The sequence below is a fragment of the Streptomyces gardneri genome, from assembly GCF_006539185.1.
Lineage (GTDB): Bacteria > Actinomycetota > Actinomycetes > Streptomycetales > Streptomycetaceae > Streptomyces > Streptomyces gardneri.
Genome location: NZ_BJMN01000026.1, coordinates 60,282 through 85,344, shown reverse-complemented (window position 1 = coordinate 85,344; position 25,063 = coordinate 60,282). Strand labels below are relative to the sequence as shown.

Genomic DNA, 25,063 nt, shown 5'->3' with positions numbered 1-25,063 from the left:
CGGCGGCGCACCATGGAAGGGGCGCCGCGAGGCCGGCCTGACCGGCAAGGCACCCCCTAGAGGGCGCCCCCCGCCCCGTCCGGTCCGTACATCTCGTCGATCTCGCGCGCGAAGTCCCGCAGCACGGCCCGCCGTTTGAGCTTCAGCGACGGGGTCAGATGGCCCGAGCGCTCGGAGAACTCGGTCGTCAGGAGCCGGAAGCCGCGGATCGACTCCGCCCGCGAGACCAGCCGGTTGGCGTCGTCCACCGCCCGCTGGACCGCGCCGAGGAGCTCCTCGTCCCGGGTCAGCTCCCAGAGCGCCAGATGGTCCTTGTGCCGCATCCGCCGCCAGTGCGTGAGGCCCTCGTGGTCGAGGGTGATCAGGGCCGTGACGTAGGGGCGGTCGTCGCCCACGACCATGCACTGGGAGACCAGCGGGTGGGCGCGCAGCCAGTCCTCCAGCGGGGCGGGGGCCACGTTCTTGCCGGCCGAGGTGATGAGGATGTCCTTCTTGCGGCCGGTGATCCGCAGATAGCCGTCCTCGTCGAGCGAGCCCAGGTCGCCGGTGGGGAACCAGCCGTCGTCGGTGTACGGCACGGCCGCCCCGCGCTGGGCGTCCCAGTACCCGGCGAAGACGTGGGCGCCCCTGAGCCAGACCTCGCCGTCGTCGGCGATCCGGACGGCCGTGCCCGGCAGGGGCCAGCCGACGGTGCCGGTGCGGGGCCGCCGCGGCGGGGTGACCGTCGAGGCGGCCGTGGTCTCCGTCAGGCCGTACCCCTCGAAGACCGCGACACCCGCGCCCGCGAAGAACTCGGCGAGCGGGGCTCCGAGCGCGGAGCCGCCGCAGATCACGTACTTCACCCGGCCGCCGAGCGCGGTGCGGATCCGCCGGTAGACGAGCGGGTCGTACAGCGCCCGCGCGGCCCGCAGCACCAGCGAGGGCGCGGAACTCCCGCCGTACTTGCGGGCGATGACCGCGGCGCGGTCGAAGGCGGCGCTCTTGCCTCCGCGTTCGGCGGTGGCGCGGGCGGTGTTGAAGACCTTCTCCATGACGTACGGGATGGCGAGGAGGAAGGTGGGCCGGAAGGAGGCGAGGTCGGTGAGGAGTTCGTCGCCCTCGACGGAGGGGGCGTGGCCGACGCGGACCCGGGCCCGCACGCAGCCGACGGAGACCATCCGGCCGAAGACGTGCGAGAGGGGCAGGAAGAGGAGGGTGGCGGCGGGCTCCTTGCTCTCCGAGACGAAGACGGGGTGGAGGAGCCGGACGGCGTTGTCGACCTCGGCGAAGAAGTTGGAGTGGGTGAGGGCGCAGCCCTTCGGGCGGCCGGTGGTGCCGGAGGTGTAGACGAGGGTGGCGAGGGTCTCGGGCGTGAGGAGTCCGCGCCGGGCGGTGACCGCCTCGTCGGCGACCCGGGCGCCGGCCCTGCGGAGCAGGTCGACGGCGCCGGTGTCGAGGGCCCAGAGGTGGGCCAGGCCGGGGAGCTGCCGCCGCTCGGCGGAGACGAGCCGGGCCTGCTCGGGGTCCTCGACGACGCAGGCGGCGGCGCCGGAGTCCTGGAGGATCCAGCGGGTCTGGAAGGCGGACGACGTGGGGTAGACGGGGACGGTGACGAGTCCGGCGGCCCAGGCGGCGAAGTCGATCAGGGTCCACTCGTAGGTGGTGCGGGCCATGAGGGCGAGCCGGTCGCCGGGGCGCAGGCCGTGGGCGATGAGCCCCTTGGCGACGGCGTGCACGTCGGCGGCGAAGCGGGCGGCGCTGACGTCGTACCACTGCCCGTCCGCGTCCTTCCGGGAGAAGAGGGGGGCCTCGGGATCCTGGCGGGCGTTGTCGTACGGCAGGTCGGCGAGGGAGCCGCGGGCCACGCGGGGGACGAGCGCGGGGACGGAGACCTCCCGCACCCGCCCGTCCACCAGGACCTTCCGCGGCTCGACCGGCTCGATCTCGGATGCGACGGTGACGACGGACACGTGCGGCTCCTCGGTCTGCGCGATGAACTGAGGTCGTGCGTCGGTACGTTGAGCCCTGTGATCCTTTGACTAGCCGGTAACCTTACTGCGCGGTAAGGCTCAACGGGGAGACCAGCGCTCGCTTTTCATGAGGTTCCCGAGCCCGGCCCACGCGAAGTTCATCAGCGTCGCGGCGGCCTCCTTCGCCGTCACCCCCGGGGTCTCGTTCGCCCATGTGGCCAGGGACTCCGCGGCCCCCGCCAGCGCCTGCGCGAGCGCGTTCACGTCCCGGCCGGTGACGACCCCGTCCGCCTCCCTCGCGGCCTCCCCGATCAGCCCCGCGACGAAGCCCACGATCTCGTCCCGCAGCCGGGCCAGCTCCCCGGCGAACGGCTCCCCCTGCGTCCGTGCCCGCAGGCTCAGCACCATCCATGAGTCCGGGTGCTCGGCGGCGTACGTGAAGAAGGCGAGCAGCCCCGCCCAGAGCCGCTCGTCGGGCGGCAGCCCCGCCCCCTCGGCCCCGGCGGCCACGGCCCCGAGCAGCGCGCCCGCCTCACGCCGGATGCAGGCGGTGAACAGCTCCTCCTTGGAGCCCAGATACAGATACACGAGCGGCTTCGACACCCCCGCGAGCTCGGCGATCTCGTCCATGGACGCCGCCCGGTACCCGTGCCGGGCGAAGCACCGCACGGCCGCGTCCACCATCTGCCGCTCCCGCACGACCCGCGGCAACCGCCGCGCCTTCACCGCGTGTTCCATGGCACCCACCCCTGTTTCCAAGATCAGCCGGCTGCCCCGCAGAAGACTACGTGCCCCCCGCCCGGACGGGGCAGGGGGCACGTAGGCGTTCAGGACAGGCCGTACGGGACGACCGGCCGGGTCAGGCGGCGGCCGTGACCGCGACCTTCTCGTCGGTCCCGCCGACCGCGACCAGCTCGTCGATCGGGGACGAGGAGGCGTTCGCGTACGCCGTGTGGTCGAGGATCTTCTCGCGGGCGGAGACGATGACCGGGACCAGCGCCTGCCCGGCGACGTTCGTGGCCGTGCGGATCATGTCGAGGATCGGGTCGATCGCCATGAGCAGGCCGACGCCCTCCAGGGGGAGGCCCAGGGTGGAGAGGGTCAGGGTCAGCATGACCGTGGCGCCCGTCAGGCCGGCGGTGGCCGCCGAGCCGATGACCGAGACGAAGGCGATCAGCAGGTAGTCGCCGATGCCGAGCTGCACGTCGAAGATCTGCGCGATGAAGATCGCGGCGAGCGCCGGGTAGATCGCGGCGCAGCCGTCCATCTTGGTCGTGGCGCCGAACGGGACGGCGAAGGAGGCGTACTCCTTCGGGACGCCGAGGCGCTCGGTGACCCGCTGGGTGACCGGCATGGTGCCGACCGAGGAGCGGGAGACGAAGGCCAGCTGGATCGCGGGCCAGGCGCCCTTGAAGAACTGGATCGGGTTGACCTTGGCGACCGTCGCGAGCAGCAGCGGGTAGACGACGAAGAGGACCAGGGCGCAGCCGATGTAGACGTCGGCGGTGAAGGTCGCGTACTTGCCGATCAGGTCCCAGCCGTAGTCGGCGATGGCGAAGCCGATGAGGCCGACGGTGCCGAGCGGGGCGAGGCGGATGACCCACCACAGCGCCTTCTGGAGGAGCTCCAGGATCGACTCGGAGAGCGTGAGGATCGGCTTGGCGCGGTCGCCGAGCTTGAGGGCGGCGATGCCGGCGACGGCGGCCATGAAGACGATCTGGAGGACGTTCAGCTCGGTGAAGGGCGTGATGACGTCCGTCGGGATGATGCCGGTGAGGAAGTCGATCCAGGAGCCCTCGCGCTTCGGCAGCTTGCCGTCCTGCGGGGTGAGGCCGGTGCCGGAGCCCGGGTTGGTGATCAGGCCGATCGCGAGGCCGATGGCGACCGCGATCAGCGAGGTGATCATGAACCAGAGCAGGGTGCGGGTGGCGAGCCTGGCGGCGTTGTTCACCTTCCGCAGGTTGGTGATCGACACCAGGATCGCGAAGAAGACGAGCGGGGCGACGGCCAGCTTGAGCAGCTGGACGAAGATGTCGCCGACCTGGCCGAGGGTCTCCTTCAGCCAGGAGACGTCCTGGCTGCGGGCGATCCAGCCGAGCAGGGCGCCGAGGACGAGGCCGGCGATGATCTGGGCCCAGAAGGGGACCTTCGGTATGCGTGAGGAAGCCGGGGACTTCTGCTCGGGTGCGGTCGCGGACGCGGACACAGACACACTCCACAGGTGCGTATCGGGAAATACGGGACGGGGGTGCGGCACACACGCGTTTTCACGCGGGCCGCTGCATGATGCCGGGTCAGAGCTCGCGGCAACAGACCGCGGACATACAGCGGCACAGATCGACGTGCAGGCGCGCCACGAGCGGGGTGCTCGCGGCATGAGAGGGGCGCACTGCTGTCGTCATGTCGAACACGTTAACACTTGAACTTTGAGATCCTCAAAGCCATTCTTTGGGGCGCGAGAGCGCCGTTCCGCCTCCGAAACGCAGAACACCCCAGGCTGGAGCCTTGGAAGGCCCTACCTGGGGTGGACGTCTGTGAGGAAGCTTACGCAGCCTTTACGGCCCTAGAGCGCGTCCTCCTGGGACCGGTTCGAGGCCAGCTTGTCCTTCGCGCGGTCGACCTTCGCCACGACCTCGGCGCTCGCCTCGTCCCGCACCTTGCGCAGGAGGACGAAGCTGAGCGGGGCGGAGACCACGATGGCGAGGATGAGGACCCAGAGCAGGTTCGAGTCGCCCAGGCCGCGCGGCAGCACGCCGACGTAGACGAGACCCCACAGGGCGAAGAAGCACCCGGCGAAGATGCCGAGCCGCATCAGCGAGTAGCGGAGCATGTCAGTCAGTCCACTCTTCCGTTCCGAAAAGTTCCCATACGGGACGAGCGCGCCTCCAGTGAAGCACGGAGACTGGTGATCACCGGCGCGGGGGGTTGGAGGGGGCGGGGCCGACATCTCTTGAGCCCGCCTGTCCGTAAGGGCTAAGCTCACCACATGACCCTTACGTTCGAGGTGGACCCGGCCGTCGACCGGACCCTGCGCGACGGCGTGCTCTCCCTCTGGGCCGACGTCTCCAACGCGGGCGGCGCCGTCGGCTTCGTTCCCCCCGTGACCCCCGACGAGATCCGCCCCGCGCTGCTCAAGCACCTCGTCGCCATGACCGAGGGCGGTACGCGCCTGCTGGTCGGCCGCGACGAGGACGGCGAGGTCGCCGCCACAGCCTTCTTCACCTTCAACACCCACCCGCTGATGACCCACTGGGTGTGGCTCTACACGGTGATGGTCCACCCCCGCCACCAGGGCAAGGGGTACGGAGCCGACCTCATGGCGGCGGTCGAGCGCACCGCCCGTACCGCCCCGGGCTTCGAGGCGATCGAGGCGATCCGCCTGACCTGCCGGGGCGGCACCGGGGTCGACGCCTTCTACGCCCGGTCCGGCTACAAGGAGGTCGGCCGCGTCCCCGACGCGATCCGGGTCGCCCCCGGCGACGACCGCGACGACATCATCATGCTGCTGCCCCTGAACTGACCGGGGACGCGAGAACCCGGGGAGGCGAGAACCCGGAGACGCGAGGAAGGGCCGGCGGGAGATCCCGCCGGCCCTTCCTTCACACGCGTGTCAGACGTCAGAACCGCATCGACTGCGGCGTCTCGCGCCGGTCCGCCTCCGGACCCGGGTACTCGCGGATGATCTCGTACCGCGTGTTCCGCTCCACCGGGCGGAAGCCCGCGTCACGGATCAGTTCGAGCAGGTCCTCGCGGCCCAGCTTGTTCGGCGTGCCGTAGTTGTCGGCGTCGTGCGTGATCTTGTACTCGACGACCGAGCCGTCCATGTCGTCGGCGCCGTGCTGGAGCGCCAGCTGCGCGGTCTGGACGCCGTGCATGACCCAGAAGACCTTGACGTGCGGGACGTTGTCGAAGAGCAGCCGGGAGACCGCGAAGGTCTTCAGGGCCTCGGCGCCGGTCGCCATCGTCGTGCGCGCCTGGAGCTTGTTGCGGACCTTGCCGTCCTGCATGTCGACGAAGTCGTGCTGGTAGCGCAGCGGGATGAAGACCTGGAAGCCGCCGGTCTCGTCCTGGAGCTCGCGCAGCCGCAGCACGTGGTCGACGCGGTGACGGGGCTCCTCGATGTGCCCGTACAGCATCGTGCTCGGGGTCTTGAGACCCTTCTCGTGCGCGAGGCGGTGGATCCGGGACCAGTCCTCCCAGTGGGTGCGGTGGTCCACGATGTGCTGCCGGACCTCCCAGTCGAAGATCTCGGCGCCGCCGCCGGTCAGGGACTCCAGGCCGGCCTCGATCAGCTCGTCGAGGATGTCGGAGGCGGACATCCCGGAGATCGTCTCGAAGTGGTGGATCTCCGTGGCGGTGAAGGCCTTGAGGGAGACGTTCGGCAGGGCCTTCTTGAGCTCGGAGAGCGAGCGCGGGTAGTACCGCCAGGGCAGGTTGGGGTGGAGCCCGTTGACGATGTGCAGCTCGGTGAGGTTCTCGTTCTCCATCGCCTTCGCGAGGCGCACGGCCTCTTCGATGCGCATGGTGTACGCGTCCTTCTCACCCGGCTTGCGCTGGAAGGAGCAGTAGGCGCAGGAGGCGGTGCACACGTTCGTCATGTTGAGGTGACGGTTGACGTTGAAGTGCACCACGTCGCCGTTCTTGCGGGTCCGGACCTCGTGGGCCAGCCCGCCGAGCCAGGCGAGGTCGTCGGACTCGTACAGGGCGATGCCGTCCTCACGGCTCAGCCGCTCACCGTCCCGGACCTTCTGCTCAAGTTCGCGCTTGAGTCCCGCGTCCATGTACGGCCGCCTCCCTTTGTCTCCGAAATCAGGCTCCACCACCGTACTCTCAGCCCTCTTCGGGCAGGTCTCCGACCCGGTTCTCCCACTTGGTGGAGAGCACGATCGTCGTACGGGTGCGGGAGACGCCCTTCGTGCCGCTGAGGCGGCGGATCGTCTTCTCCAGGCCGTCGACGTCGCTGACGCGGACCTTGAGCATGAAGGAGTCGTCGCCGGCGATGAACCAGCAGTCCTCGATCTCGGCGAGGTCCTTGAGGCGGCGGGCCACGTCCTCGTGGTCGGCGGCGTCGGAGAGGGAGATGCCGATGAGGGCGGTGACGCCGAGGCCGAGCGAGGCGGCGTCGACGGTGGCGCGGTAGCCCGTGATGACCCCGGCCGCCTCAAGACGGTTGATGCGGTCGGTGACGGAGGGGCCGGAGAGCCCGACGAGCCGGCCGAGCTCGGCGTACGAGGCGCGACCGTTCTCACGCAGAGCCTGGATGAGCTGCCTGTCCACGGCGTCCATAGGTATGAAGCCTTCCATTGTCCAGCGATACCGCGAGTTTGGGTATAGAATCTAAGGTACACAGGGAAGACACCCTGTGAATCTTTCAGTAGATCAAAGACGATCTTTCAGGAGTGGTGTTCACCGTGTACACGATCGAGATGGCCTACGCCCGTATGCGCGAGCTGCAGGACCTGGCCAACCGCTCGCGTGCCCACCAGTCGGTCTCCGCCTCGAAGCGCGCCGCGAAGAAGCGCGCCAAGAAGCGCTAATCAGCCTGGAGAGCGGAACCCAGCTCTCCCTCCCACCGGCGGTACAGCTGGTGCGGCACACCTGCCGCGTCCAGTACCCGCCCGGCGACGAAGTCCACCAGATCCTGGATGTGCGTCGCCCCCGCGTAGAACGCCGGAGAGGCGGGCAGCACCACGGCGCCCGCCTCGTCCAGCGTCACCATGTGCTTGAGCGTCTGACCGTTCAGCGGGGTCTCCCGCACGGCGACCACCAGCGGCCGCCGCTCCTTCAGCGTGACACTCGCGACCCGCTGGAGCAGGTCCTTCGAGAGCCCCAGCGCCACTCCCGCCACCGCGGCGGTCGAGGCCGGCACCACCAGCATCCCCTTCGCCGGGTACGAGCCCGAGGACGGCCCCGCGGCCAGGTCCCCGGCCGCCCAGTACCGCACGTCCGCGAGCTCCGAGGACACGTCGAACGTGCCGGGCTTCCCGTCGGCGCCCCGCGCCAGCCAGGTCGCCAGGTCCTCGCGCCAGTGCGCGTCCCGGAAGGAGATGCCCGTCTCGTCGAGGAGCGTGAGCCGCGAGGCCCGCGACACGACGAGGTCGACACTCTCCCCGGCGGCGAGCAGTCCCCTCAGCACGGCGGCGGCGTACGGGGTGCCCGACGCACCGGAGACCCCCACGATCCAGGGCCGACGACTCTTCAATTCCTGCGACTCCACGACAGAGAGCCTATCCGGCCAGGAAAAAGCGGGCCTGGGCGCGGCACCGTCCGGGTCAGGCGTCCCGGAAGCGCAGCAGCCGCTTCGCCGTGGTCCGCAGGAGGCGGTCCGTCTCGGTGAGGGGAAGGCGTTCCCGGCGGCAGCGGAGGGAGGGGAGCCCCTCGGCCCCGAAGCCCTCCTTGAAGTGCGCGAGCGGGGACCCCGGGCGGGAGTCGCCCATGACGTAGGCCGTCCGGCCCTCGGTGCACGCGTCCTCGATCGCGAGCCGCTGCAGCAGGAAGTTGGCCCGCACCGGATGGGCCAGGTCCCGGTCCATCGCACCGCGCCAGTACTTGGCCCGGCCGCCGTACGACAGCACCACCACGCCGGCGGCCGGCTCCCCGTCCACCCGGGCCAGGTAGACGGCGCACGAGGCACCGAACCGGTCGGCGACCTCCTCCAGGTACCGCCGCGGAAACGCCCGGGACTGGCGCAGGCGGGCGAACGCCCTGGGCTCGTGCTGCTGCCCTGCCCACCGCACCATGGACGTCTCGTACAAGCCGTAGAACTCCCCCACCAGCCGGCCCTCGCGGTCGGCCTCCACCTCGACGGGCGAGCGCTCCGCCTTGCGCACGTCACGCCTCACCCGCCCGTGGAAGCGGTGCGCCCAGACCTCGTCGAAGCCCCCGCTCAGGTCCAGCACGTATGTCGTCAGGGCCTCGGTGGCGAAGTCGGGAGGGGCTGCGGCCGGCCACACCGGGTCGGCGTCAGGCCCGAACCGCACGCCGACCCGCAGCGCCGGGCGCCGGGCCAGATCGCGGAGGACGACCGCGGCCTCCTCCTCGTCGGGCGCGCCCGGGGCCGCCAGCGGTCCGCCGATCCCCCAGCCGGACGGCCAGGACTCCTCGGCGCTCAGCCACCCGGGCAGTCCGCGGCGCCGGGCGAGGGGGACGACGAGCCGGCGGCCGCCCTCGAAGACGTACAGCCGGCTGGCGTCCTCGAAGGGGCCGGCCGCGCAGAGGGAGTCGAGCCAGGTCGGCGTCTGGGTGACGAGCGTGGCCGGGTCCTCCTCGGCCAGCCGCCACCACTCCTCGCGCGGTGCGGGGGTCGTCACCCGCACCGGGCCCGCCTCGGTGGTCCGGTCGAGGACCTCCACGGTGCTCACCGCCTCCCTGCTCACCGCTTCCCCGCTCACCGCCGCGCCACCTCGGTGAGGACCGGCACCACGTTTCCTGCCACCCAGCGGCGGCTGCGTCCGTAGCGCGCGGACTTGGCCGCGTTCCCCGCCACGTGCCACAGCCAGGTGAGCAGCGGCAGCAGGGCCTCGTCGGTCTCCTGCCGCGGGGGCGGGACGTCGGAGTGGGCGAGCAGGTCGCGGTCCTCGGGCAGCAGGCCGCCGCGGCGCACGGCGTCGGCCACGATCCGCCCCAGCTCCCGCCGCTCGCGCTGCTGGCGCAGGGTGAGGACGAAGAGGTACGAGTCGACGGCGCACGGGCCGTCGGGGCGCGCGTCCGCCCAGTCGATCACCCCGGACAGCGCTCCGCTCTCCTCGTTCACCAGGATGTTCCCGGGGTGGTAGTCGCCGTGGGTCCAGGCCGTGGTGAGGGTGCGCCCGGCCAGACCGCCGTGGAGCCGGTCCCGCAGGGCCCGTACGGCGGTCGCGCCGTGTGCCCCGCCGCACCAGGGGACCTCCCGGGTCAGCACCGCGAGGCGGGTGTCCACCCAGTCGGCGGTCCTGCGCTCGGCGCGCTCCGGGCGGCCGGTCGCTCGGTGCAGGGCCGCGACGGTGCCGAGCGCCGCGACGGCCAGCGGCAGGGTCCGGCCGGGGGTGCGCCGCAGGAGTACGTCCCCCTCGACGCCCGGCAGGCAGCGCTCGGCCACGAGCAGCAGCCGGCCCTCGTACCGCAGCTCCTCGGCCTGCGGCAGCAGTCGTCGCCACTCCCCGACCCGGTCGTCCCCGGCCAGTCCGCGCAGGGCCGCGCAGCCGTGGGTGAGGGAGCCGGCGGCGCGGGAGCTGCGCGGGTGCTTGATCACGAGGGGTTCCGCCGCGTGGTCCTCCAGCCGGAAGACCAGCAGGTCGGAGACGGTCCGCTCCAGCCGGTGCAGATCGCGGAAGCGGACGCTCCCGCCGCGCAGCAGTACGGCGAGACGGTGGGCCCGCACGAGGTCGGACGGGCGGGTCAGCAGCGGGTTCGGATCGAGCGGAAGGAGACTGCTCCATCCCGAACGTCCGGGGCCGGGCCGCTCCCCCGGCACGGTCCGGGAGAGAGCGGTGTCCACGGATCCTCCCGGCCACGCATCGAAATGCGAACATTTCACTCTAACGCGGCCATAGCGACCCCCGCGCGGCCCTGGCGCGCACGTCCCGCCCGACACGGCGGGCGACGGTGCCGAGGAACCGGACCGCCTCGACCGCCGCCGGCAGCGGGTCCTCCCGGCTGAGCCAGGCGCGCTCGGCCTCCGGCCCCGGGAGCAGGGCGGGCGGGAGCCGGTGCTCCTCGCGCAGCCACGCCAGCACCGACGGCAGGTCGAGCTGCCCCGCCACGAACACCCGCCCGTCGACCTGCGGGCCCTGCGGCACGTCACGACCCGTCAGGTCGAGGTGCATGGCCCGTACGACGTCCACGCCGCAGACGTTCTCGAACAGCCGGAACTGCGCGCCGGTCCGCGGATTGAAGTCGACCAGTTTGTAGCGCTCGTCGCGGCGGTCGTAGCGCCAGTCGAGGTCCGCCGCACCGCTGTAGCCGATCCGGCGGCACAGGTCCGCGGCCAGCTTCACGAGCGTGGGGTTGCTCAGCGCCACGGCCCGGGTCGTCACCCCGGCGTGCGGCGGCCAGGAGCGCAGCTTCAGTCCGGTGAACGCGACCCGGGTCTCGCCGCCGGTGCCGCAGTACAGGTGGGTGATCCAGTCCTCCGCCCACTCCCTGGGGATGTACTCCTGGACCAGGAGCGGGGGCAGGATGCCCGGCGCGAACCGGTCCAGGAGGTCGCGCTCGTCACGGACCGCGGTGGTGCCGCCCACGGCCGGGTCGCGCAGCCTGGTCCACGCGTCGCGGTTCTTCAGCACGACGGGGAAGCCCAGCTCGCGGCCCGCGTCGACGAGTTCGTCGCGGGTGACGGGCGCCCTGGTGCGCGGCGAGGCGATCCCCAGCTCCTCGCAGAGCACGTGCAGGCTCGCCTTTCCGGCCAGCAGTCGCGGAAGGGCCGGGGGCACCCGGGGCAGCAGGAAGCACTCGGACAGGGTCGCGTAGTGCTCGGCGAAGAGGATCGCGGCCTCGTCGTCGGTCGGCACGGGGACGCAGGGCGCCCCGACGGACCGGCCGATGTCGAGCATGGCCGCGACGAGCGCGTCCTGCCGCTCCAGGCCGGTCGTCGGCCGGACGAACGCGCGGGACAGGTGGCGGGAGAGCGCGACCGGGGTGAGCCGGTCCTCGACGACGGCGTGGACGGTGACACCGGCCCGGCCGAGGGTGCGGACCACGCCGAGCCCGCCGTGGTGCTGGGGGTATCCGCCGATCTTGGCGAGGAGCGCGGGCACCGCCGGATCGAGCGCGGGCACCGCCGGTTCGAGGAGCGGGTCGTCCGGCGCGCGCGGGCTCACACGACTCTCCCTTCGGGTGCCCCGAGGCCCGATGTCCCATCAGGCCTCACACCAGGGGGCGTTCTAGAATCACACCATAATGTCCTTTTTGCGGCTTGCCGGAAGGTGTGGTCCCGCAGAACAGCTCACGGACGTGTTCCGGTGAGCGGGCACCACCGCCGGCCCCACATGTCGGGCGGCCGTCCGACGGGCGGGAAGGTCATGACGAACGACGCCGCCCCACCGGGTCGCCCCGGTCACGCTGTCGAGAAGCCCGCCGCCACGCAGGACAACACCACCCGAAACCCGCCCCGGAACCGCCCCCGGACCCGGTCCGCCGCCGCCCGCGTCTGGGCGTCCCGCCTGATCCTCCCCCTGTCCGTCGCCCTCTGGCTGCTATCGCTGCGCTCGGTCCCGATCGACCGGATGCGCGACCTCGGACTCCTCCAGGTGCTGCCCCCGCTGTTCTGGGTGGCGGCCGCCCTGCTCACGCTGGGCTTCTGCCTGGCCCTCGCCGACCGCCGCACCCACAGCGCCTGGCTGACCGGCTACGTACTCGCGCTGGTCGCCCTGCTCCACGCCACCCCCACGCTCCTCTACCCGACCCTGCGCTACTCCTGGGCCTGGAAACACCTGGCGGTCATCGACGCGATGATCCGGCACGGCGGCGAGGTGCCGAACGCGGACAAGTTCTCCGTCTACAACGACTGGCCGGGCTTCTTCCAGCTCCACGCGCTGTTCCTGCAGACCACCGGGCTCGATTCGAGCGTCGGGTACGCCGCCTGGACACCCCCGTTCGCCAACGCCCTGCTGCTCGCGCCGCTGCTCCTGCTGTACAGGTCGGTGACCCGCGACCGACGGCTCGTGTGGGGCGCGGTCTGGATCTTCTACAGCTGCTCGTGGGTGGGTCAGGACTACTTCGCGCCGCAGTCCTTCGCCTTCCTGCTCTTCATGACCGTGGTCGCCCTCCTCTTCCGGCAGCTGCGGTCGTCGGCGCTCCCCCGCCCGGATCCGCGCAGGCGGGACGGCTGGCCCCCCGGGCTCCTCGTGGTGGTCGTGGTGATCGTGGCCACGATCGTGGTCTCGCACCCGCTGACGCCCCTGATGCTGATCAGCGCCATGGCGCTGCTGTCCCTGCCCCGCCGCAGCCGACGGCTCGCGCTGCCGGTACTGATCGCCGCGGTCGTCCTCACCGCCGCCTGGGACGCCACCGTGGCCCGGTCGTACATCTCCGTGAACATCAGCAACCTCATCGATTCGCTCACCGAGCCCGACAAGAACGTCTCCTCCGGACTGGCCGCCCTGGGCGACGCCGCTCCGGGGCAGATCCTGCTGTCCTGGGTCGACCGCGGGCTGTCGGCGGCGGTCGCCGTCCTGGCCCTGGCCGGTCTCCTGGTCCGCCGGTGGACCCGGCGCACGGGCCTGCCCCTGCTGGCCGCGGCCCCGCTGCCGCTGCTCGCCGTCAACGCCTACGGCGGCGAGATGCTCTTCCGGGCCTATCTCTTCGCGCTGCCCGCCGCCGCGTTCCTGGTGGCGGCTCTCGTGCTGCCACCGGGTGACCGCCGGCCCGTCGCGCGCACGCTCGCCGTCTACCCCCTCCTCCTGACCATGTTCGGCGCGCTGGTCTTCGGCTACTACGGCAAGGAGGCCCTGAACCAGTACACCCTCAAGGAGGTCGCCGCCGCCCGGTACGTGATCGAGCACGCCCCACCGGGCTCGACGCTCGTCACGCTCACCGAGGACGTGCCCGACCTCGACGTGGACTACGAGAAACACCCCCGGGTCAAGCTGGCCTACCAGGAGAAGGACGAGTTGCGGGAGCTGGTGCGCGACCCGGTGGAGGGGGTGGAGGGCTTCGTCTTCGGCGCCACCGAGGAGCACCCCGCGTACATCGTGCTCTCCCGCGCCCAGGACATGAACCTCTACGTCACCGGAGCACTGCCGGCCGACCTCCCGGAGCGGATGCAGTCCGCGTTGTCGGACGCGCCGGGCTTCACGAAGGTCTACGACAACGGCGACGCGATCGTCTACCGCTACGTGACACCGCCGCCCGACTGAGGAGGCACCCCATGACACTCCTGCGCCTGGGACTCGCCGCCTCCGGGTGGCTCGCGCTCCTCGCCATATCGCTGCCCGACGCCGCCCCGCTGCGGGTCGCCGCCGTCACCGCCTTCCTGCTCGTCTGCCCGGGTCTCGCGACCCTGCTCGCGCTGCGGCCGGGCGGGGCGCGGCGGGCCGGCGGGGCGCGGCGGGGCGGGCACCCGGCCGTGTTCCTGGAGACCGCCCTCGTCGCCCTCGTGCTCGGCCTCGCCCTGACGACCCTCGTGGCCGTCGCGCTCTTCCTCGGCGGCGTCTTCACCGCCACCCGGGCCCTGCTCGCGCTCGCCGTCCTGACCACCGCCATGGCCCTGCTGCCCGTCCACCCCGGCGCGCGGAACCGGGACACGGAGGTGCACGCTGGTTGAAGGGCCCTTCCTCGCAGGATCGCCGGAGAGGAGACGCGCGATGGCCCAGGACTCCCAGGGCTCCCGGGACTCCCGACGCCGCCGGCTTCCCGTGGTGGTCGTCGGAGCCGGTCCGTTCGGGCTCGCCACCGCCGCCTGGCTGGGTGCGGGCGGGACCACCACGCGCGTCCTCGGCGAACCGATGGAGACCTGGCGGACCCATATGCCCGACGGCATGTTCCTCAAGTCCGTCCCGGCGGCGTCCTCGATCTCCGCCCCCGGGGACGGGCACCGGTTCGCGGACTTCCGGGCGGAGCGGGGTCGCCCCCCGGTGGGCGACACCTATCCGATCCCGGTGGAGGAGTTCGTCGCGTACGGCCACTGGTTCCGGAAGCGCCTGGTGCCGGACGTGGAGCGTACGGCGGTACGCGAGGTGCGGCGCGCCGACGGCGGTTTCGCCGTCTCCCTGGACTCCGGCGAGGAGGTCGCCGCGCGGGCCGTGGTGGTCGCCACCGGACTCGTCTCCTACGCCCACCGGCCGGCCGGACTGACACCGCTCGCCGCGGCGGGCCTCGCCTCCCACACGTGCGACCACCAGGACCTGGCCGCCTTCGCCGGACGGCGCGTCGCCGTCGTCGGCGCCGGCCAGTCGGCCCTGGAGAGCGCCGCCCTGCTGCACGAGGCGGGCGCCGAGCCCGTCGTGATCGCCAGGACCCGCGCCCTGCTCTTCGGCGACCCGCCGCCGACGGACCGGCCGGCCGCCCGGTCCTGGCCAGACCGGCTGCTCAAGCCCGGCTCGGCGCTGGGCCCCGGCTGGTCCCTCTTCGCGGTCAGCCGCGGCCCCGCCGCCTACCGCCGGCTGCCGCGCCCGGTGCGCGCGCACTTCCTGCGCACCGTGCTCGGGCCGTCCGGCGCCTGGTGGCTGCGCGACCGGGTCGACGGCCGCTTCCCGGTGCTGTGCGCGCACCGCCTGGTGGGGGCCCGGCAGGAGGACGGTGCCGTACGCCTGGAGGCGGAGGACACGGCGGGGAGGCGGGACGTCCTGCACACCGACCACGTCCTGGCGGCCACCGGCTACCGGGTGGACGTGGAGCGGATCCCCGTCCTGGAGCCGGCGCTGCGGACGTCGGTGCGGACCTGGCCCGGCGGCGCGCCGGTGCTCTCGGCGGAGTGCGAGTCCTCGGTGCCCGGCCTGTACTTCACCGGTCTGGCCGCGGCCCCCACGTTCGGCCCGCTCCTGCGGTTCGTCCACGGCACGACGTTCGCCGCGCCCCGCGTCGCGGCCTCGGTCGCGGGCGGTGGCGGGGGCGGAGAGCGGTGAACGGGCCGGGCGGCCGCCGGTCCCTCCGGCAGGCCGCGGCACTGGCGCTGTCGTCCGTCCTGCTGCTGACGGCCGCCGCCTGCACCGGCACCGCCGAGGGCACCCGGCCGGCCGGGATCACCGGGGAGGCCGGGATCACCGGGGAAGCCTCCACCGGGCCGACACCGCCCGACGAGTGGCGGCTCGTGCTGAACGACGAGTTCGACGGCACGGAGCTCGACGACCGGACGTGGACGACCTGCTACGACTGGAACAAGGACGGCTGCACCAACAGCGGCAACGACGAACTGCAGTGGTACCTGCCGGAGCAGGTCTCCGTCGGGGACGGCGAGCTGACCCTCACCGCCGAGCGGCGCGAGACCCGCGGCAGCGACGACGACTCCTATCCGTGGACCTCGGGAATGGTCTCCACCGGCCGGGACGACTGGTACGCCGAGCCCCGGCGCACGTTCACGTACGGCTACTTCGAGGCGGCGATCAGGATCCCGCCCGAGGAGGGCATGTTCCCCGCGTTCTGGTTGATGCCCGCCTCGCGCTTCACCCCGCCGGAGATCGACGTCATGGAGTTCCTGGACACCACCCGGCAGGTCAGCATGTACGTGCACTGGCGCGACGCGGACGGCGACGAGGAGCGGCAGCGCGGCACGTACGGGCCGGTCGACTTCCCTGCCGAGTTCCATGTGTTCGGCCTGCTGTGGGAGGCCGACGAGCTGGTCTGGTACGTGGACGGCGTCGAGCGCCTCCGTGTGACGGACACCGAACGGATCCCGGACGTGCCCATGGAGATCCTGCTCAACCTCGCGGTCGGGGTGCCGAAGGCGCCCCCGGAATCGGTCGACACGGCCCGGATGCACGTGGACTGGGTACGGGTGTGGGAACAGCGCTGAGCCTCCCTGCCCCCCTAGGAGACCGCCTTGTACGGCACGTTCAGGCGGGCCCTCATCCGCCGGTAGGCGCGCCAGCCCTTGGTCCGGGGCCCTTCGGGAAACGGCGCGACCGGCGCCGTGGCCCCCAGGGTCCACTGCCGGAACCGGTCCCGGTCCGTGTCGGCGCGCACCATCAGCCGGGCGATGCGCAGCGGATCGTCGCCCGCCGAGCTGAACGCGTCGCGCACCGCCGTCGCCGAGGTCCACCCGGCCGCGCGCACCTGCTCGCGCACCGCCGGGCTGGAGTAGCCGTGCGGGTAGGCGAACGAGGTGACCCGGCGCCCGAGGAAGTCCTCCAACTCGCGCCCGCACCCCGCCACTTCGTCCCACACCCGGCGGGCGGACAGGGTGTCGAGCTGGGGGTGGGTGCGGGTGTGGCCGCCGACCTCCACGCCGTACTCGTCGAGACCGACGAGCTGGCGCCAGCCGAGCATCCGGGACTCCGGAGGGAAGACGTCGTCCGCCGGACCGCGGCCGCGCAGCGCGCCGGTGGTGACGTACAGGGTGGCGGGCAGGCCGAGGCGGACGAGCAGGGGCAGCACGGTCGAGTGGAAGTCGGCGAAGCCGTCGTCGAAGGTGAGCACCGCGGACCGGGCGGGGAGCGGCGGGCCGCCGCGCTGCGCCTCCACCAGCATCCGCAGCGGCACGAGCCGCAGACCGCTGTCGACCATGGTCTCCAGCTGCTCGGCGAAGACGCGCGGGCCGACTGTGAAGGGCGCGATCCAGGACGGCGGATCGGTCGACACCGAGTGGTAGAGGAAGACGGGCACGGCGGTCATGACCGTCCTCCGTCCGCTCCTCCCGCCGGGCGCCGGGCCCGGCCCACGACGTAACCCGCGACGGTCACCCCGACCCCGCCGACGAGCGCGGAGGCCGTACGCAGACCGCCGGGGCGGCCGGGCCGCAGCGCCCGCACGAAGGCCCGCGGAACGGTCGACCGCAGATAGGCGCGCTCGCTGGACAGGGCCGCGCGGGTGCTGCCGAGCTGGGCGACGCGCGCCTTGGACAGGCCCTCGGCGTAGCACCGCGCGACGAAGTACGCCCAGGTGGCGCGGGCCGCGGGCACCCGGTGGCGGACCGCGGCGGCCGGCTCGTGGAGCAGGACGGCGGCCGGGCGGCGGGCGGCGACCCGGAGGCACAGCTCGGTCTCCTCGCAGCCGAGGGGGCGCTTGCCCACCCGCCCCAGGTCGGTGCGGAAGCCTCCGGCGGCGATCACCTCGGCCCGCCGGAAGGACATGTTGGCGCCGATGAAGTTCCGTACGGGGGAGGTCCGTTCGGGAAGCCCCCGGTACGAGCAGCCGACCACCCAGTCGAACTCGCGCGGGAACCACACCGGCCGCCGGGTGACCCACCAGGGCCGGACCAGGCCGCCGACGCCCACGACGGCCCGGTCGGCATAGCGGGCGAGGAGCCGCGCGGACCAGTCCGGATCGGCGGCCGCGTCGTCGTCGAGGAAGGCGACGACCTCGCAACGGGCGGCCGCCACCCCGGTGTTGCGGGCCCCGGACAGCCCCTGGCGCTCGCGGTTCGCGAGCACCCGCACCTCGGGGAAGGCGGCGGACGCCCGCTCGTACAGCTCACGGCAGTGGTCGACGACCAGGACGGTCTCCTCCACGGGGTGCCGCTGGTCCCGCAGCGACCCGATGGCCGTCCGCAGGTCGTCCCAGCGGTCGAGGGTGTAGGCGCAGACGACGACGGTCAGGCTCGGCGCGACGGTACCGGTCCCGGTCCCGGCGCCCGTCTCGGTCTCGGTGTTCACGAGGACCTCCGTGATGCGGTCGTGAGCCAGCGCGCCCGCCAGATCATCAGCGGCGCGGCGAGCAGGCACATGGTCACCAGCCAGGCGACACCCGCACCGGTGAGCCCCAGCGTCGGCAGCAGCAGCTTGGTGAGCCCCAGGACCAGCACGCACATCACGATCTGCACACCGACCGCCCAGCGCAGCCGCCGGCGCGCCCGCCACACGTCGATGGCGAGGCTGACCAGGATGTTCGGCAGGGCGGACAGGGCGAGGAGCCGCAGCAGGGTGGTGCCGTTCTCGGCGTACTCGGGGCCGAAGAGGGAGAGGATCTGCGGCGCGAGCGCGACGACGAGGACGATGGCCGCGCCGAGGAGCAGACCCGTGTGGCGCAGCATCCTCATCGTGTGCTCGACCAGCCGCTCCGGACTGCTCACCGCCTCCACGACGAGGGAGCTGCCCAGGTTGCGGGCGATCAGGTAGAGCACGTAGCCGACGATCCAGGCGAGGGAGAAGTAGGCGCTCTGCTCGGCGCCCAGATTGTTCAGGACGAGCAGCGGGACCAGGGTGTACGCCGCCATCCGGAAGAGCGAGCCGACGTAGTCGGCGGCCGCGTACCGCAGCGCCCCGGCCGGTCGCTGCGCCTCCGTCGAGACCCGTACGTGCTCGGGCACGGCCCGCCGCAGCAGGACGAAGTTGGCGACGACGAGGGAGACCGCGAGCGCCCCGACCCAGGAGAGCAGGATGCCGGAGAACAGCGCCAGCGCCGCGCCCATGCCGAGCAGTCCGATCTTCACGCAGGCGAAGATCACGTTCTCGCCCACCACCCAGCCGGGCCGCCGCACGGCGGTCAGTGCGCCGTCCTGCATGACGAAGACGGCGTATCCGGCGGTGGCGGCGACGAAGCAGGCGGCGGTCACGGGGGTCAGCAGGAAGTCGAGGCCGGGCGCGACCTTGGGGACGAGCAGCAGGAAGCCGATGGCCACCAGGGAGCTGACGACGGCGCTCACGGCGTAGCAGAGAAGAATCAGCCGGCGGGTGTGGTGCCCGGCGGAGGGCACGAACCGGACGAGGAAGTCGGAGAGGTTCAGCTGTCCGATGCTGGCGAGCAGCAGGGTCATGGAGAGCGCCGAGTAGCTGAGGCCCACGACCTCGTCGTCGTACCAGTGCGTGGCCAGGACCCAGAAGATCGAGCCCAGCGCGGAGCTGACCAGGGAGCTGATCGCGAGGAGGTGCCCGTTGCGCAGCAGCGGGTCCCGGGGGAAGACCGCGGCGACACCGGACCGGACGACCGCGCCGAGCGAGCGCCGCGTGTCGAGGGGAGCCCGGTCGCCTTCGGCCTCGGGGTCGGCCACCAGGGCCACGGGGGTGGGGGGTGCCGTGCGCGGCTCGGTCATCGTGCTCCGCCCCGCCTCCGGGGCCCGGGGTCCGCGGGATCACCGTGCCGGCGCCCGGTCCCGGTCCTCTGTCGCAGCCGCCGCTCGATCCGCCGGCTGAGCAGGTAGCCGTACGGGCCGTAGAGCAGGCCGCGCAGTTCCAGGCGGGCGAGCCTGGTCGGCCCCGCGCTCGGTCCCGCGCGTTCGCGGTTCCTGGCGATCACGTACCGGACGCCCCCGGGCAGCCGGCGCAGCAGCGCGGGCAGCATGCGGGGTTCGTGGACGAGCGCCCCGGCCAGATAGGCGCCGAACCCCGCGCCGTAGCCGAACGCCTGTGCGTCGAGGGCTTCGGGGGTGCGCCGGTGCCGGTGCCAGACGATCGCGGCGGGCTCGTAGGCGAGGGAGCGGCCGTGGGCCAGCACCCGGAAGAAGGAGAGCAGGTCGTCGCCGCCGTGCGCGGGGGTACCGACGCCGGTGGCGGGGTCGAAGCCGCCGAGGTCGTGCAGCAGGTCCGTGCGGAACGCCATGTTCGCGCCGGAGCCGAAGCGGCCGGCGGTGAACGGGAACAGCGGGTCGGCGGGCGGGGCGCGCAGCGACCAGGTGCGGGGGGCGTACCCCTTCGCGAACGCGCCGTGCCGTTCCAGCGCGACCTGCGCCTCGGTGTCCAGCTCGGCGGGGACGATGAGGCCGGTGACGCAGCCGGTCCCGGGGTCCGCGAGGAAGGGCGCGGCGAGCGCGGTCAGCCACAGCGGGTCGACGAGGGTGTCGTCGTCGGTGAAGGCGCTGATGACGCCGCGGGCGGCGGTGAGCCCCCGGTTGTGGGCCCGGGCGAGACCGGGCACGGGCTCGCGCAGATAGCGGACGGCGGGGCCGTGACCCGGCGGGGACCTGCCGTACTCCCTTCGGACCAGCTCCTCGGTGGAGGTGTCCGCCGGGGCGTTGTCCACGACGATCACCTCGAACCGCGGGTACTCGACGGCCAGCAGCGAGTCCAGGCAGTCGCGGAGCATCCGGGCGCGGTTCCGCGTGGCCACGATGACGCTGATCGCGGGCGCCTCGCCGAGCTCCGGCGCGCGCCTCGGGTTCTCGTCGGGCGGGTCGAGTCCGGGGGCCGAGCCTGGGACCCTCTCGTCGGGCGGGAACTCCCGTCGCGCCGAGGCCGCGAGGGCCTCCCACAGCTCCTCGGGCCCGCCGCCGGACGCCTCGGCCATCCCCAGCGGGCGCCCGTGGAGCCGTACGAGACCGAGCGCGCGGCCCGTCGGCCTGATCCGGGCCCCGCCGCCCGGGCGCCGGAACGCCCCGGGCTCGGCGAGGTCGATGTCCACGACCGGCAGCGGCCCCGACAGCGCGAGCGGCCGTACGGTCACGCCGGTCACGGCGTGCTCCGCTCCCGCGGTGCGGTCGCCGGCCGGCCGTTCGCCTTCTGGCCGTTCGCCTTCTGGCCGTTCACCTGCTCGGTCTGGGCGCCGGGACGCTCGGACAGCAGCGTGCGCAGCACTCGGCGTCCGTCGGAGATCGCGTGCAGGTTGGACCGTCCGTTGCGGCGGGGCAGTTCGAGGCTCGGGACCTCGGCGATCCGGAGTCCGGAGCGCAGCGCGTGCACGATCATCTCGGCCTCGATCTCGAAACCGGTGGCGTGCAGGTCGAGTTGGTCGAGGAAGCTCCGCCGGAACGCGCAGAAGCCGTAGCAGAGGTCGGTCAGCGTGGCGTCGTAGAGCCGGTTCACGAGGGCGAGCAGGGCGTGGTTGCCGAGGCTGCGGAAGCGGGTGATGTCGAGCGAGCCGCCGCCCTCGACGAAGCGGGAGCCCTTGACGAAGTCGTAGCCGTTCTCCAGGAAGTGCACGAAGTGCGGGATCTCGGCGGGGGACATGCTGCCGTCCGCGTCCATCATCACCACGTAGTCGCCGCGCGCCGCGAGGAATCCGGTGCGCAGGGCGTTCCCCTTGCCCTTGCCGCTCTGCGGGATGCTGCGGACCGTGGGCAGGATCCGGGTCGCCACGCGGACGGTGGCGTCGTGGGAGTCTCCGTCGATCAGCAGGACCTCGCCGACGCAGTCCGGGATCTGTTCGAAGACCCAGGGGATGTTGCGCGCCTCGTTCAGGGCCGGGATCACCAGGCTCACGGCGAGGCGGGTCGGCGCCTTGTCCTCGGCGCGCCGCATGGGGTGCGGGGGCGGGTCGGTGGAGCGGCGGAGCGGGTGGTCGACGGGCCGGGAGTCTGTGCTGCGCGGCAGGGTCGGGTGAGTGGTCATGATGGCTCCGGATCGAATCGGTGCACGGTCGCGTGGTGCTGTCGTGCTGGCGTGCTGCGGAGGCCGTCCGCCGGAACGTGGCAATCGGAGGGTTCTCCCTGCCGATGCACCATACGTTTACGACGTATATGTACACTTTATCCCTGGTTGTCCCACGGTCAAGGCGGGCACATGGCGATCAAGAAGGACCCCGCGGCGGGAACCCCCGCATCCGGGCGGCGCGCGCCGGGCCGGCGGGCCGGTGACCACGGGCGCTACGGCCGGCTGAGCCGCGAGCGCGTGCTCGCCACCGCCCTGGAGCTGGTCGACCGCGAGGGGCTGTCCGCGCTGAGCATGCGCCGGACCGGCGCGGAGCTCGGGGTGGAGGCCATGGCGCTGTACCGGTACGCGGCGGGTAAGGACGCGCTGCTCGACGGTCTGGTGGAGGCGCTCTACACGCAGCTGGAGGAACAGCTGGCCGCCTCAGCCGAGGCACCCGATTGGCGGGACGAGCTCCATCGGATCGCCGCCGCGACCTACCGGGTCGCCCTCGACCACCCCCACGTGGCCCCGCTCCTGGCCACCCGCATGCTGGCGGTCCCGCTGGCCCGCCGCCCGCTCGCCGTCCTCAGGGACCACGAGCGGATCCTGGCGCTCCTGAAGCGGGCGGGTCTGGACGAGGAGGCCACGGTCATGGCCTTCCGGGCCGTCACGGGCTGGGTCCTCGGCTACGTCCTCGGAGACCTGCGGGCGATGGTCGACAACCCCGACGAGCCCGAGCCCGCGTTCCGTCTCGGCCTGCACCGCATGCCGGCCCGCGAGCTCCCCTGCCTGCGCGCCGCCGCCCCGACACTCGCCCGGCCCGGCGCCCCGGAGGGCCTGGCCGCCGGCCTGGACGCCCTCCTGGACCGCTTCGTCCCCGGGACGGGCCCTGCTACGGGGTGAGCCCCCGGACCAGCAGGTCGAGCAGCGCGCACACGAAGAGCGCGATCCCGATGAAGCCGTTGACCGTGAAGAACGCCCGGTTCAGCCGGGACAGGTCGGTCGGCTTCACGATCGAGTGCTCGTAGCAGAAGGCCGCCGCCACGATCACCAGACCGGTCCAGAAGAAGAGCCCCGCGTCCGTGACCAGGGCGTACCAGACGAGGAGCCCCGTCGTCACGACCGCCGAGGCGCGGGCCCCCCACAGGGCGGCCGGGATGCCGAACCGCGCGGGCACCGACATCACGCCGCCGGCCCGGTCCGCCTGGACGTCCTGGCAGGCGAAGATCAGGTCGAAGCCGCCGATCCAGACGCCGACCGCGAGGCCGAGGATCACCGCGTCCCAGGACCACTCGCCGGTGACCGCGAGCCAGGCGCCGATCGGCCCTATGGCCTGGGCGAGCCCGAGGATGGCGTGCGGGAAGTTCGTGAACCGCTTGCCGTACGGGTAGACGACCATCGGGATGACGGCGAGCGGCGCGAGCGCCAGACAGAGCGGGTTGAGCAGGGCCGCCGCGCCGAGGAAGACGACGACGGCGATCCCGGCCCCGGTCCACGCGGACCGCACGGACACCGCACCGGTCACCAGCTCGCGCCCCGCGGTCCGCGGGTTACGGGCGTCGATCTCGCGGTCGATGATCCGGTTGCAGGCCATGGCGAAGGTCCGCAGGCCCACCATGCAGACGGTGACGAGGAAGAGCGTCCACCAGTGGATGTCCTTGTCGAGCTGGAACATCGCGGTGAGCGCGGCGGTGTACGCGAAGGGCAGCGCGAAGACCGAGTGCTCGATCATCACGAGGCGCAGGAACGCCTTCGTACGCCCCGGATCAGCGCCCGGTACGGCGGCCGTGGTCACAGCCCGTACTCCTTCCAGCGGCGGTCCACGAGGGCCGCCGTCGCCGGGTCCGACTCCACCATGTCCGGCCAGCCGCCGTCCCGGGTGTAGCCCTCCTCGGGCAGCTTCTTGGTGGCGTCGATACCGGCCTTGCCGCCCCAGAACTGCTGGTAGGAGGCGTGGTCGAGATGATCGACGGGTCCTTCGACGACGGTCAGGTCACGCGCGTAGTCGGTGTTTCCGAGGGCCCGCCAGGACACCTCGTGCAGATCGTGCACGTCGCAGTCCTTGTCGACCACGATGATCAGCTTGGTCAGCGACATCATGTGCGCGCCCCAGATGGCGTGCATGACCTTCTGCGCGTGCTTCGGGTACTTCTTGTCGATCGAGACGATCGCGCAGTTGTGGAAGCCGCCCGACTCCGGCAGGTGGTAGTCGACGATGTCCGGCACGATGATCTTGAGCAGGGGCAGGAAGAACCGCTCCGTGGCCCGGCCGAGCGGCCCGTCCTCGGTCGGCGGCCGGCCGACGACGATCGACTGGAGCAGCGGACGCTTCCGCATGGTGATGCAGTCGATCTTCAGCGCAGGGAACGGTTCCTGCGGGGTGTAGAACCCGGTGTGGTCGCCGAAGGGCCCCTCGGGCAGCATCTCGCCGGGCTCCAGCCAGCCCTCGACGACGACCTCGGCGTTGGCCGGGACCTGGAGCGGGACGGTCTTGCAGTCGACCATCTCGATGCGCTTGCCCTGGACGAAGCCGGCGAAGAGGTACTCGTCGATGTCACCCGGCAGCGGAGCCGTCGAGGCGTACGTGACGGCGGGCGGGCAGCCGAAGGCGATGGCGACGGGCAGCCGCTCGCCCTTCGCGGCGGCGACGGCGTAGTGGTTGCGGCTGTCCTTGTGGATCTGCCAGTGCATGCCGATGGTGCGCTTGTCGTGGCGCTGGAGCCGGTAGAGCCCGAGGTTCCGCACGCCGGTCTCTGGGTGCTTGGTGTGGGTGAGCCCGAGGTTGAAGAAGGAGCCGCCGTCCTTGGGCCAGGTGAAGAGCGCCGGAAGGAGATCGAGATCGACGTCGTCCCCGGTGAGCACCACCTCCTGCACGGGGGCGGCGTCGGACTTCACCTTCTTCGGCGGCACGTGGACCATCGAGCCGAGCTTGCCGAAGGCCTCGCGGATGCCGATGAACCCCTGCGGAAGCTCGGGCTTGAGCAGCCCGCCGATCTTCTCGCTGATCTCGCCGTACGACTTCAGGCCGAGGGCCTTGAGCAGCCGGCGGTCGGTCCCGAAGACGTTCATGGCGAGCGGCATCGAGGAGCCCTTGACGTTCTCGAAGAGAAGCGCCGGGCCTCCTGCCTTGTTCACCCGGTCGACGATCTCCCCGACCTCCAGGTACGGGTCGACTTCGGCCTTGATGCGCTTGAGGTCGCCTTCACGCTCCAGGGCCCTGAGCAGCGAGCGGAGATCGTCGTAAGCCATAAGGGCCAGTAT

24 protein-coding genes are annotated in these 25,063 nt (G+C 72.3%); 7 read left to right on the top strand and 17 right to left on the bottom strand.

The genetic code is table 11. The annotated features are described in order from the left end of the window. Positions 1–56: 56 nt before the first annotated feature. The 4 genes from SGA01_RS20350 to SGA01_RS20335 all read right to left on the bottom strand — a co-directional run bounded on the left by SGA01_RS20350 (position 57) and on the right by SGA01_RS20335 (position 4,779). Complete coding sequence (locus SGA01_RS20350) at positions 57–1,949, bottom strand: AMP-dependent synthetase/ligase (RefSeq protein ID WP_141297872.1); 1,893 nt, start codon at positions 1,947–1,949, stop codon at positions 57–59. A gap of 99 nt (positions 1,950–2,048) precedes the next feature. Beyond that, positions 2,049–2,687: a TetR/AcrR family transcriptional regulator gene (locus SGA01_RS20345; protein ID WP_141297871.1), complete on the bottom strand. Its 639-nt coding sequence runs from the start codon at positions 2,685–2,687 to the stop codon at positions 2,049–2,051. A gap of 121 nt (positions 2,688–2,808) precedes the next feature. After that, positions 2,809–4,161: a dicarboxylate/amino acid:cation symporter gene (locus tag SGA01_RS20340; protein WP_167534145.1), complete on the bottom strand. Its 1,353-nt coding sequence runs from the start codon at positions 4,159–4,161 to the stop codon at positions 2,809–2,811. A gap of 351 nt (positions 4,162–4,512) precedes the next feature. Then, positions 4,513–4,779 carry a DUF4229 domain-containing protein gene (locus tag SGA01_RS20335; protein ID WP_141297869.1) on the bottom strand — a complete coding sequence of 89 codons (267 nt, stop codon included), beginning with the start codon at positions 4,777–4,779 and terminating at the stop codon, positions 4,513–4,515. A gap of 156 nt (positions 4,780–4,935) precedes the next feature. On the opposite strand from SGA01_RS20335, the gene SGA01_RS20330 reads away from it, so the two are divergent. After that, positions 4,936–5,469 (top strand): GNAT family N-acetyltransferase, encoded by a 534-nt coding sequence (locus SGA01_RS20330; protein WP_141297868.1) that lies wholly within the window; start codon positions 4,936–4,938, stop codon positions 5,467–5,469. A gap of 97 nt (positions 5,470–5,566) precedes the next feature. On the opposite strand, the gene mqnE is transcribed toward SGA01_RS20330, so the two are convergent. Both mqnE and SGA01_RS20320 read right to left on the bottom strand, forming a co-directional pair. Next, a complete protein-coding gene (gene mqnE, locus SGA01_RS20325) occupies positions 5,567–6,730 on the bottom strand; it encodes an aminofutalosine synthase MqnE (protein WP_055642892.1) in 1,164 nt (387 codons plus the stop codon). 49 nt (positions 6,731–6,779) lie between these two features. Then, positions 6,780–7,235 (bottom strand): Lrp/AsnC family transcriptional regulator, encoded by a 456-nt coding sequence (locus SGA01_RS20320; protein WP_055642891.1) that lies wholly within the window; start codon positions 7,233–7,235, stop codon positions 6,780–6,782. A 113-nt stretch (positions 7,236–7,348) separates the two neighbouring features. Between SGA01_RS20320 and SGA01_RS41125 the strand changes: the two genes are divergently transcribed. Then, positions 7,349–7,486, top strand: coding sequence for a hypothetical protein (locus SGA01_RS41125; protein WP_167534144.1), 138 nt, complete (start codon positions 7,349–7,351; stop codon positions 7,484–7,486). Here the strand turns inward: SGA01_RS41125 and SGA01_RS20315 are convergent. From SGA01_RS20315 to SGA01_RS20300, 4 genes are all read right to left on the bottom strand, one after another. Next, positions 7,483–8,151, bottom strand: coding sequence for a UbiX family flavin prenyltransferase (locus SGA01_RS20315; protein WP_141297920.1), 669 nt, complete (start codon positions 8,149–8,151; stop codon positions 7,483–7,485). The genes SGA01_RS41125 and SGA01_RS20315 overlap by 4 nt on opposite strands. Positions 8,152–8,221: 70 nt before the next feature. Next, positions 8,222–9,310: a lipid II:glycine glycyltransferase FemX gene (locus tag SGA01_RS20310; RefSeq protein ID WP_167534143.1), complete on the bottom strand. Its 1,089-nt coding sequence runs from the start codon at positions 9,308–9,310 to the stop codon at positions 8,222–8,224. Positions 9,311–9,336: 26 nt separating this feature from the next. Further along, a complete protein-coding gene (locus SGA01_RS20305) occupies positions 9,337–10,425 on the bottom strand; it encodes an aminoglycoside phosphotransferase family protein (protein ID WP_167534142.1) in 1,089 nt (362 codons plus the stop codon). Positions 10,426–10,465: 40 nt separating this feature from the next. Next, complete coding sequence (locus SGA01_RS20300; protein WP_229918167.1) at positions 10,466–11,746, bottom strand: carboxylate--amine ligase; 1,281 nt, start codon at positions 11,744–11,746, stop codon at positions 10,466–10,468. 201 nt (positions 11,747–11,947) lie between these two features. Between SGA01_RS20300 and SGA01_RS20295 the strand changes: the two genes are divergently transcribed. The 4 genes from SGA01_RS20295 to SGA01_RS20275 are packed head-to-tail and all read left to right on the top strand — an operon-like array spanning position 11,948 to position 16,377. Next, a complete protein-coding gene (locus SGA01_RS20295) occupies positions 11,948–13,783 on the top strand; it encodes a glycosyltransferase (protein ID WP_141297865.1) in 1,836 nt (611 codons plus the stop codon). 11 nt (positions 13,784–13,794) lie between these two features. Continuing rightward, positions 13,795–14,190, top strand: a complete 396-nt coding sequence (locus tag SGA01_RS20290; RefSeq protein WP_141297864.1) for a hypothetical protein — start codon at positions 13,795–13,797, stop codon at positions 14,188–14,190. 40 nt (positions 14,191–14,230) lie between these two features. Next, positions 14,231–15,490 carry an FAD-dependent oxidoreductase gene (locus tag SGA01_RS20285; RefSeq protein ID WP_141297863.1) on the top strand — a complete coding sequence of 420 codons (1,260 nt, stop codon included), beginning with the start codon at positions 14,231–14,233 and terminating at the stop codon, positions 15,488–15,490. Continuing rightward, positions 15,487–16,377, top strand: coding sequence for a glycoside hydrolase family 16 protein (locus tag SGA01_RS20275; protein WP_167534141.1), 891 nt, complete (start codon positions 15,487–15,489; stop codon positions 16,375–16,377). The genes SGA01_RS20285 and SGA01_RS20275 overlap by 4 nt, the downstream gene beginning before the upstream one ends. 14 nt (positions 16,378–16,391) lie before the next feature. On the opposite strand, the gene SGA01_RS20270 is transcribed toward SGA01_RS20275, so the two are convergent. The 5 genes from SGA01_RS20270 to SGA01_RS20250 are packed head-to-tail and all read right to left on the bottom strand — an operon-like array spanning position 16,392 to position 21,781. After that, positions 16,392–17,195 (bottom strand): polysaccharide deacetylase family protein, encoded by an 804-nt coding sequence (locus SGA01_RS20270; protein ID WP_141297861.1) that lies wholly within the window; start codon positions 17,193–17,195, stop codon positions 16,392–16,394. Further along, positions 17,192–18,175, bottom strand: a complete 984-nt coding sequence (locus SGA01_RS20265) for a glycosyltransferase family 2 protein (protein WP_141297860.1) — start codon at positions 18,173–18,175, stop codon at positions 17,192–17,194. Before SGA01_RS20265 ends, SGA01_RS20270 begins: the two co-directional genes overlap by 4 nt. Then, entirely contained in the window at positions 18,172–19,551 is a 1,380-nt protein-coding gene (locus SGA01_RS20260; protein ID WP_141297859.1) for a lipopolysaccharide biosynthesis protein, read from the bottom strand. Before SGA01_RS20260 ends, SGA01_RS20265 begins: the two co-directional genes overlap by 4 nt. Further along, positions 19,548–20,906 (bottom strand): glycosyltransferase family 2 protein, encoded by a 1,359-nt coding sequence (locus tag SGA01_RS20255; protein WP_229918165.1) that lies wholly within the window; start codon positions 20,904–20,906, stop codon positions 19,548–19,550. The genes SGA01_RS20260 and SGA01_RS20255 overlap by 4 nt, the downstream gene beginning before the upstream one ends. After that, a complete protein-coding gene (locus SGA01_RS20250) occupies positions 20,903–21,781 on the bottom strand; it encodes a glycosyltransferase family 2 protein (protein WP_229918163.1) in 879 nt (292 codons plus the stop codon). The genes SGA01_RS20255 and SGA01_RS20250 overlap by 4 nt, the downstream gene beginning before the upstream one ends. Positions 21,782–21,952: 171 nt before the next feature. Between SGA01_RS20250 and SGA01_RS20245 the strand changes: the two genes are divergently transcribed. Continuing rightward, positions 21,953–22,705 carry a TetR/AcrR family transcriptional regulator gene (locus tag SGA01_RS20245; RefSeq protein ID WP_141297858.1) on the top strand — a complete coding sequence of 251 codons (753 nt, stop codon included), beginning with the start codon at positions 21,953–21,955 and terminating at the stop codon, positions 22,703–22,705. Here SGA01_RS20245 and mqnP read toward each other — a convergent pair. Both mqnP and SGA01_RS20235 read right to left on the bottom strand, forming a co-directional pair. After that, positions 22,695–23,597, bottom strand: a complete 903-nt coding sequence (gene mqnP, locus SGA01_RS20240) for a menaquinone biosynthesis prenyltransferase MqnP (RefSeq protein ID WP_141297857.1) — start codon at positions 23,595–23,597, stop codon at positions 22,695–22,697. The genes SGA01_RS20245 and mqnP overlap by 11 nt on opposite strands. Next, positions 23,594–25,051, bottom strand: coding sequence for a menaquinone biosynthesis decarboxylase (locus SGA01_RS20235; RefSeq protein WP_141297856.1), 1,458 nt, complete (start codon positions 25,049–25,051; stop codon positions 23,594–23,596). The genes mqnP and SGA01_RS20235 overlap by 4 nt, the downstream gene beginning before the upstream one ends. Between the last annotated feature and the right edge of the window lie 12 nt (positions 25,052–25,063).

Bases quoted from the DNA above. Each gene is read 5' to 3' on its own strand.
- SGA01_RS20330 (WP_141297868.1), top strand. From the start codon at position 4,936: ATGACCCTTACGTTCGAGGTGGACCCGGCCGTCGACCGGACCCTGCGC.
- SGA01_RS20295 (WP_141297865.1), top strand. From the start codon at position 11,948: ATGACGAACGACGCCGCCCCACCGGGTCGCCCCGGTCACGCTGTCGAG.
- SGA01_RS20335 (WP_141297869.1), bottom strand. From the start codon at position 4,779: ATGCTCCGCTACTCGCTGATGCGGCTCGGCATCTTCGCCGGGTGCTTC.
- SGA01_RS20235 (WP_141297856.1), bottom strand. From the start codon at position 25,051: ATGGCTTACGACGATCTCCGCTCGCTGCTCAGGGCCCTGGAGCGTGAA.
- SGA01_RS20250 (WP_229918163.1), bottom strand. From the start codon at position 21,781: ATGACCACTCACCCGACCCTGCCGCGCAGCACAGACTCCCGGCCCGTC.
- SGA01_RS20270 (WP_141297861.1), bottom strand. From the start codon at position 17,195: ATGACCGCCGTGCCCGTCTTCCTCTACCACTCGGTGTCGACCGATCCG.
- SGA01_RS20320 (WP_055642891.1), bottom strand. From the start codon at position 7,235: ATGGACGCCGTGGACAGGCAGCTCATCCAGGCTCTGCGTGAGAACGGT.
- SGA01_RS20245 (WP_141297858.1), top strand. From the start codon at position 21,953: ATGGCGATCAAGAAGGACCCCGCGGCGGGAACCCCCGCATCCGGGCGG.
- SGA01_RS20290 (WP_141297864.1), top strand. From the start codon at position 13,795: ATGACACTCCTGCGCCTGGGACTCGCCGCCTCCGGGTGGCTCGCGCTC.
- mqnE (WP_055642892.1), bottom strand. From the start codon at position 6,730: ATGGACGCGGGACTCAAGCGCGAACTTGAGCAGAAGGTCCGGGACGGT.
- SGA01_RS20285 (WP_141297863.1), top strand. From the start codon at position 14,231: ATGGCCCAGGACTCCCAGGGCTCCCGGGACTCCCGACGCCGCCGGCTT.
- SGA01_RS20260 (WP_141297859.1), bottom strand. From the start codon at position 19,551: ATGACCGAGCCGCGCACGGCACCCCCCACCCCCGTGGCCCTGGTGGCC.
- SGA01_RS20345 (WP_141297871.1), bottom strand. From the start codon at position 2,687: ATGGAACACGCGGTGAAGGCGCGGCGGTTGCCGCGGGTCGTGCGGGAG.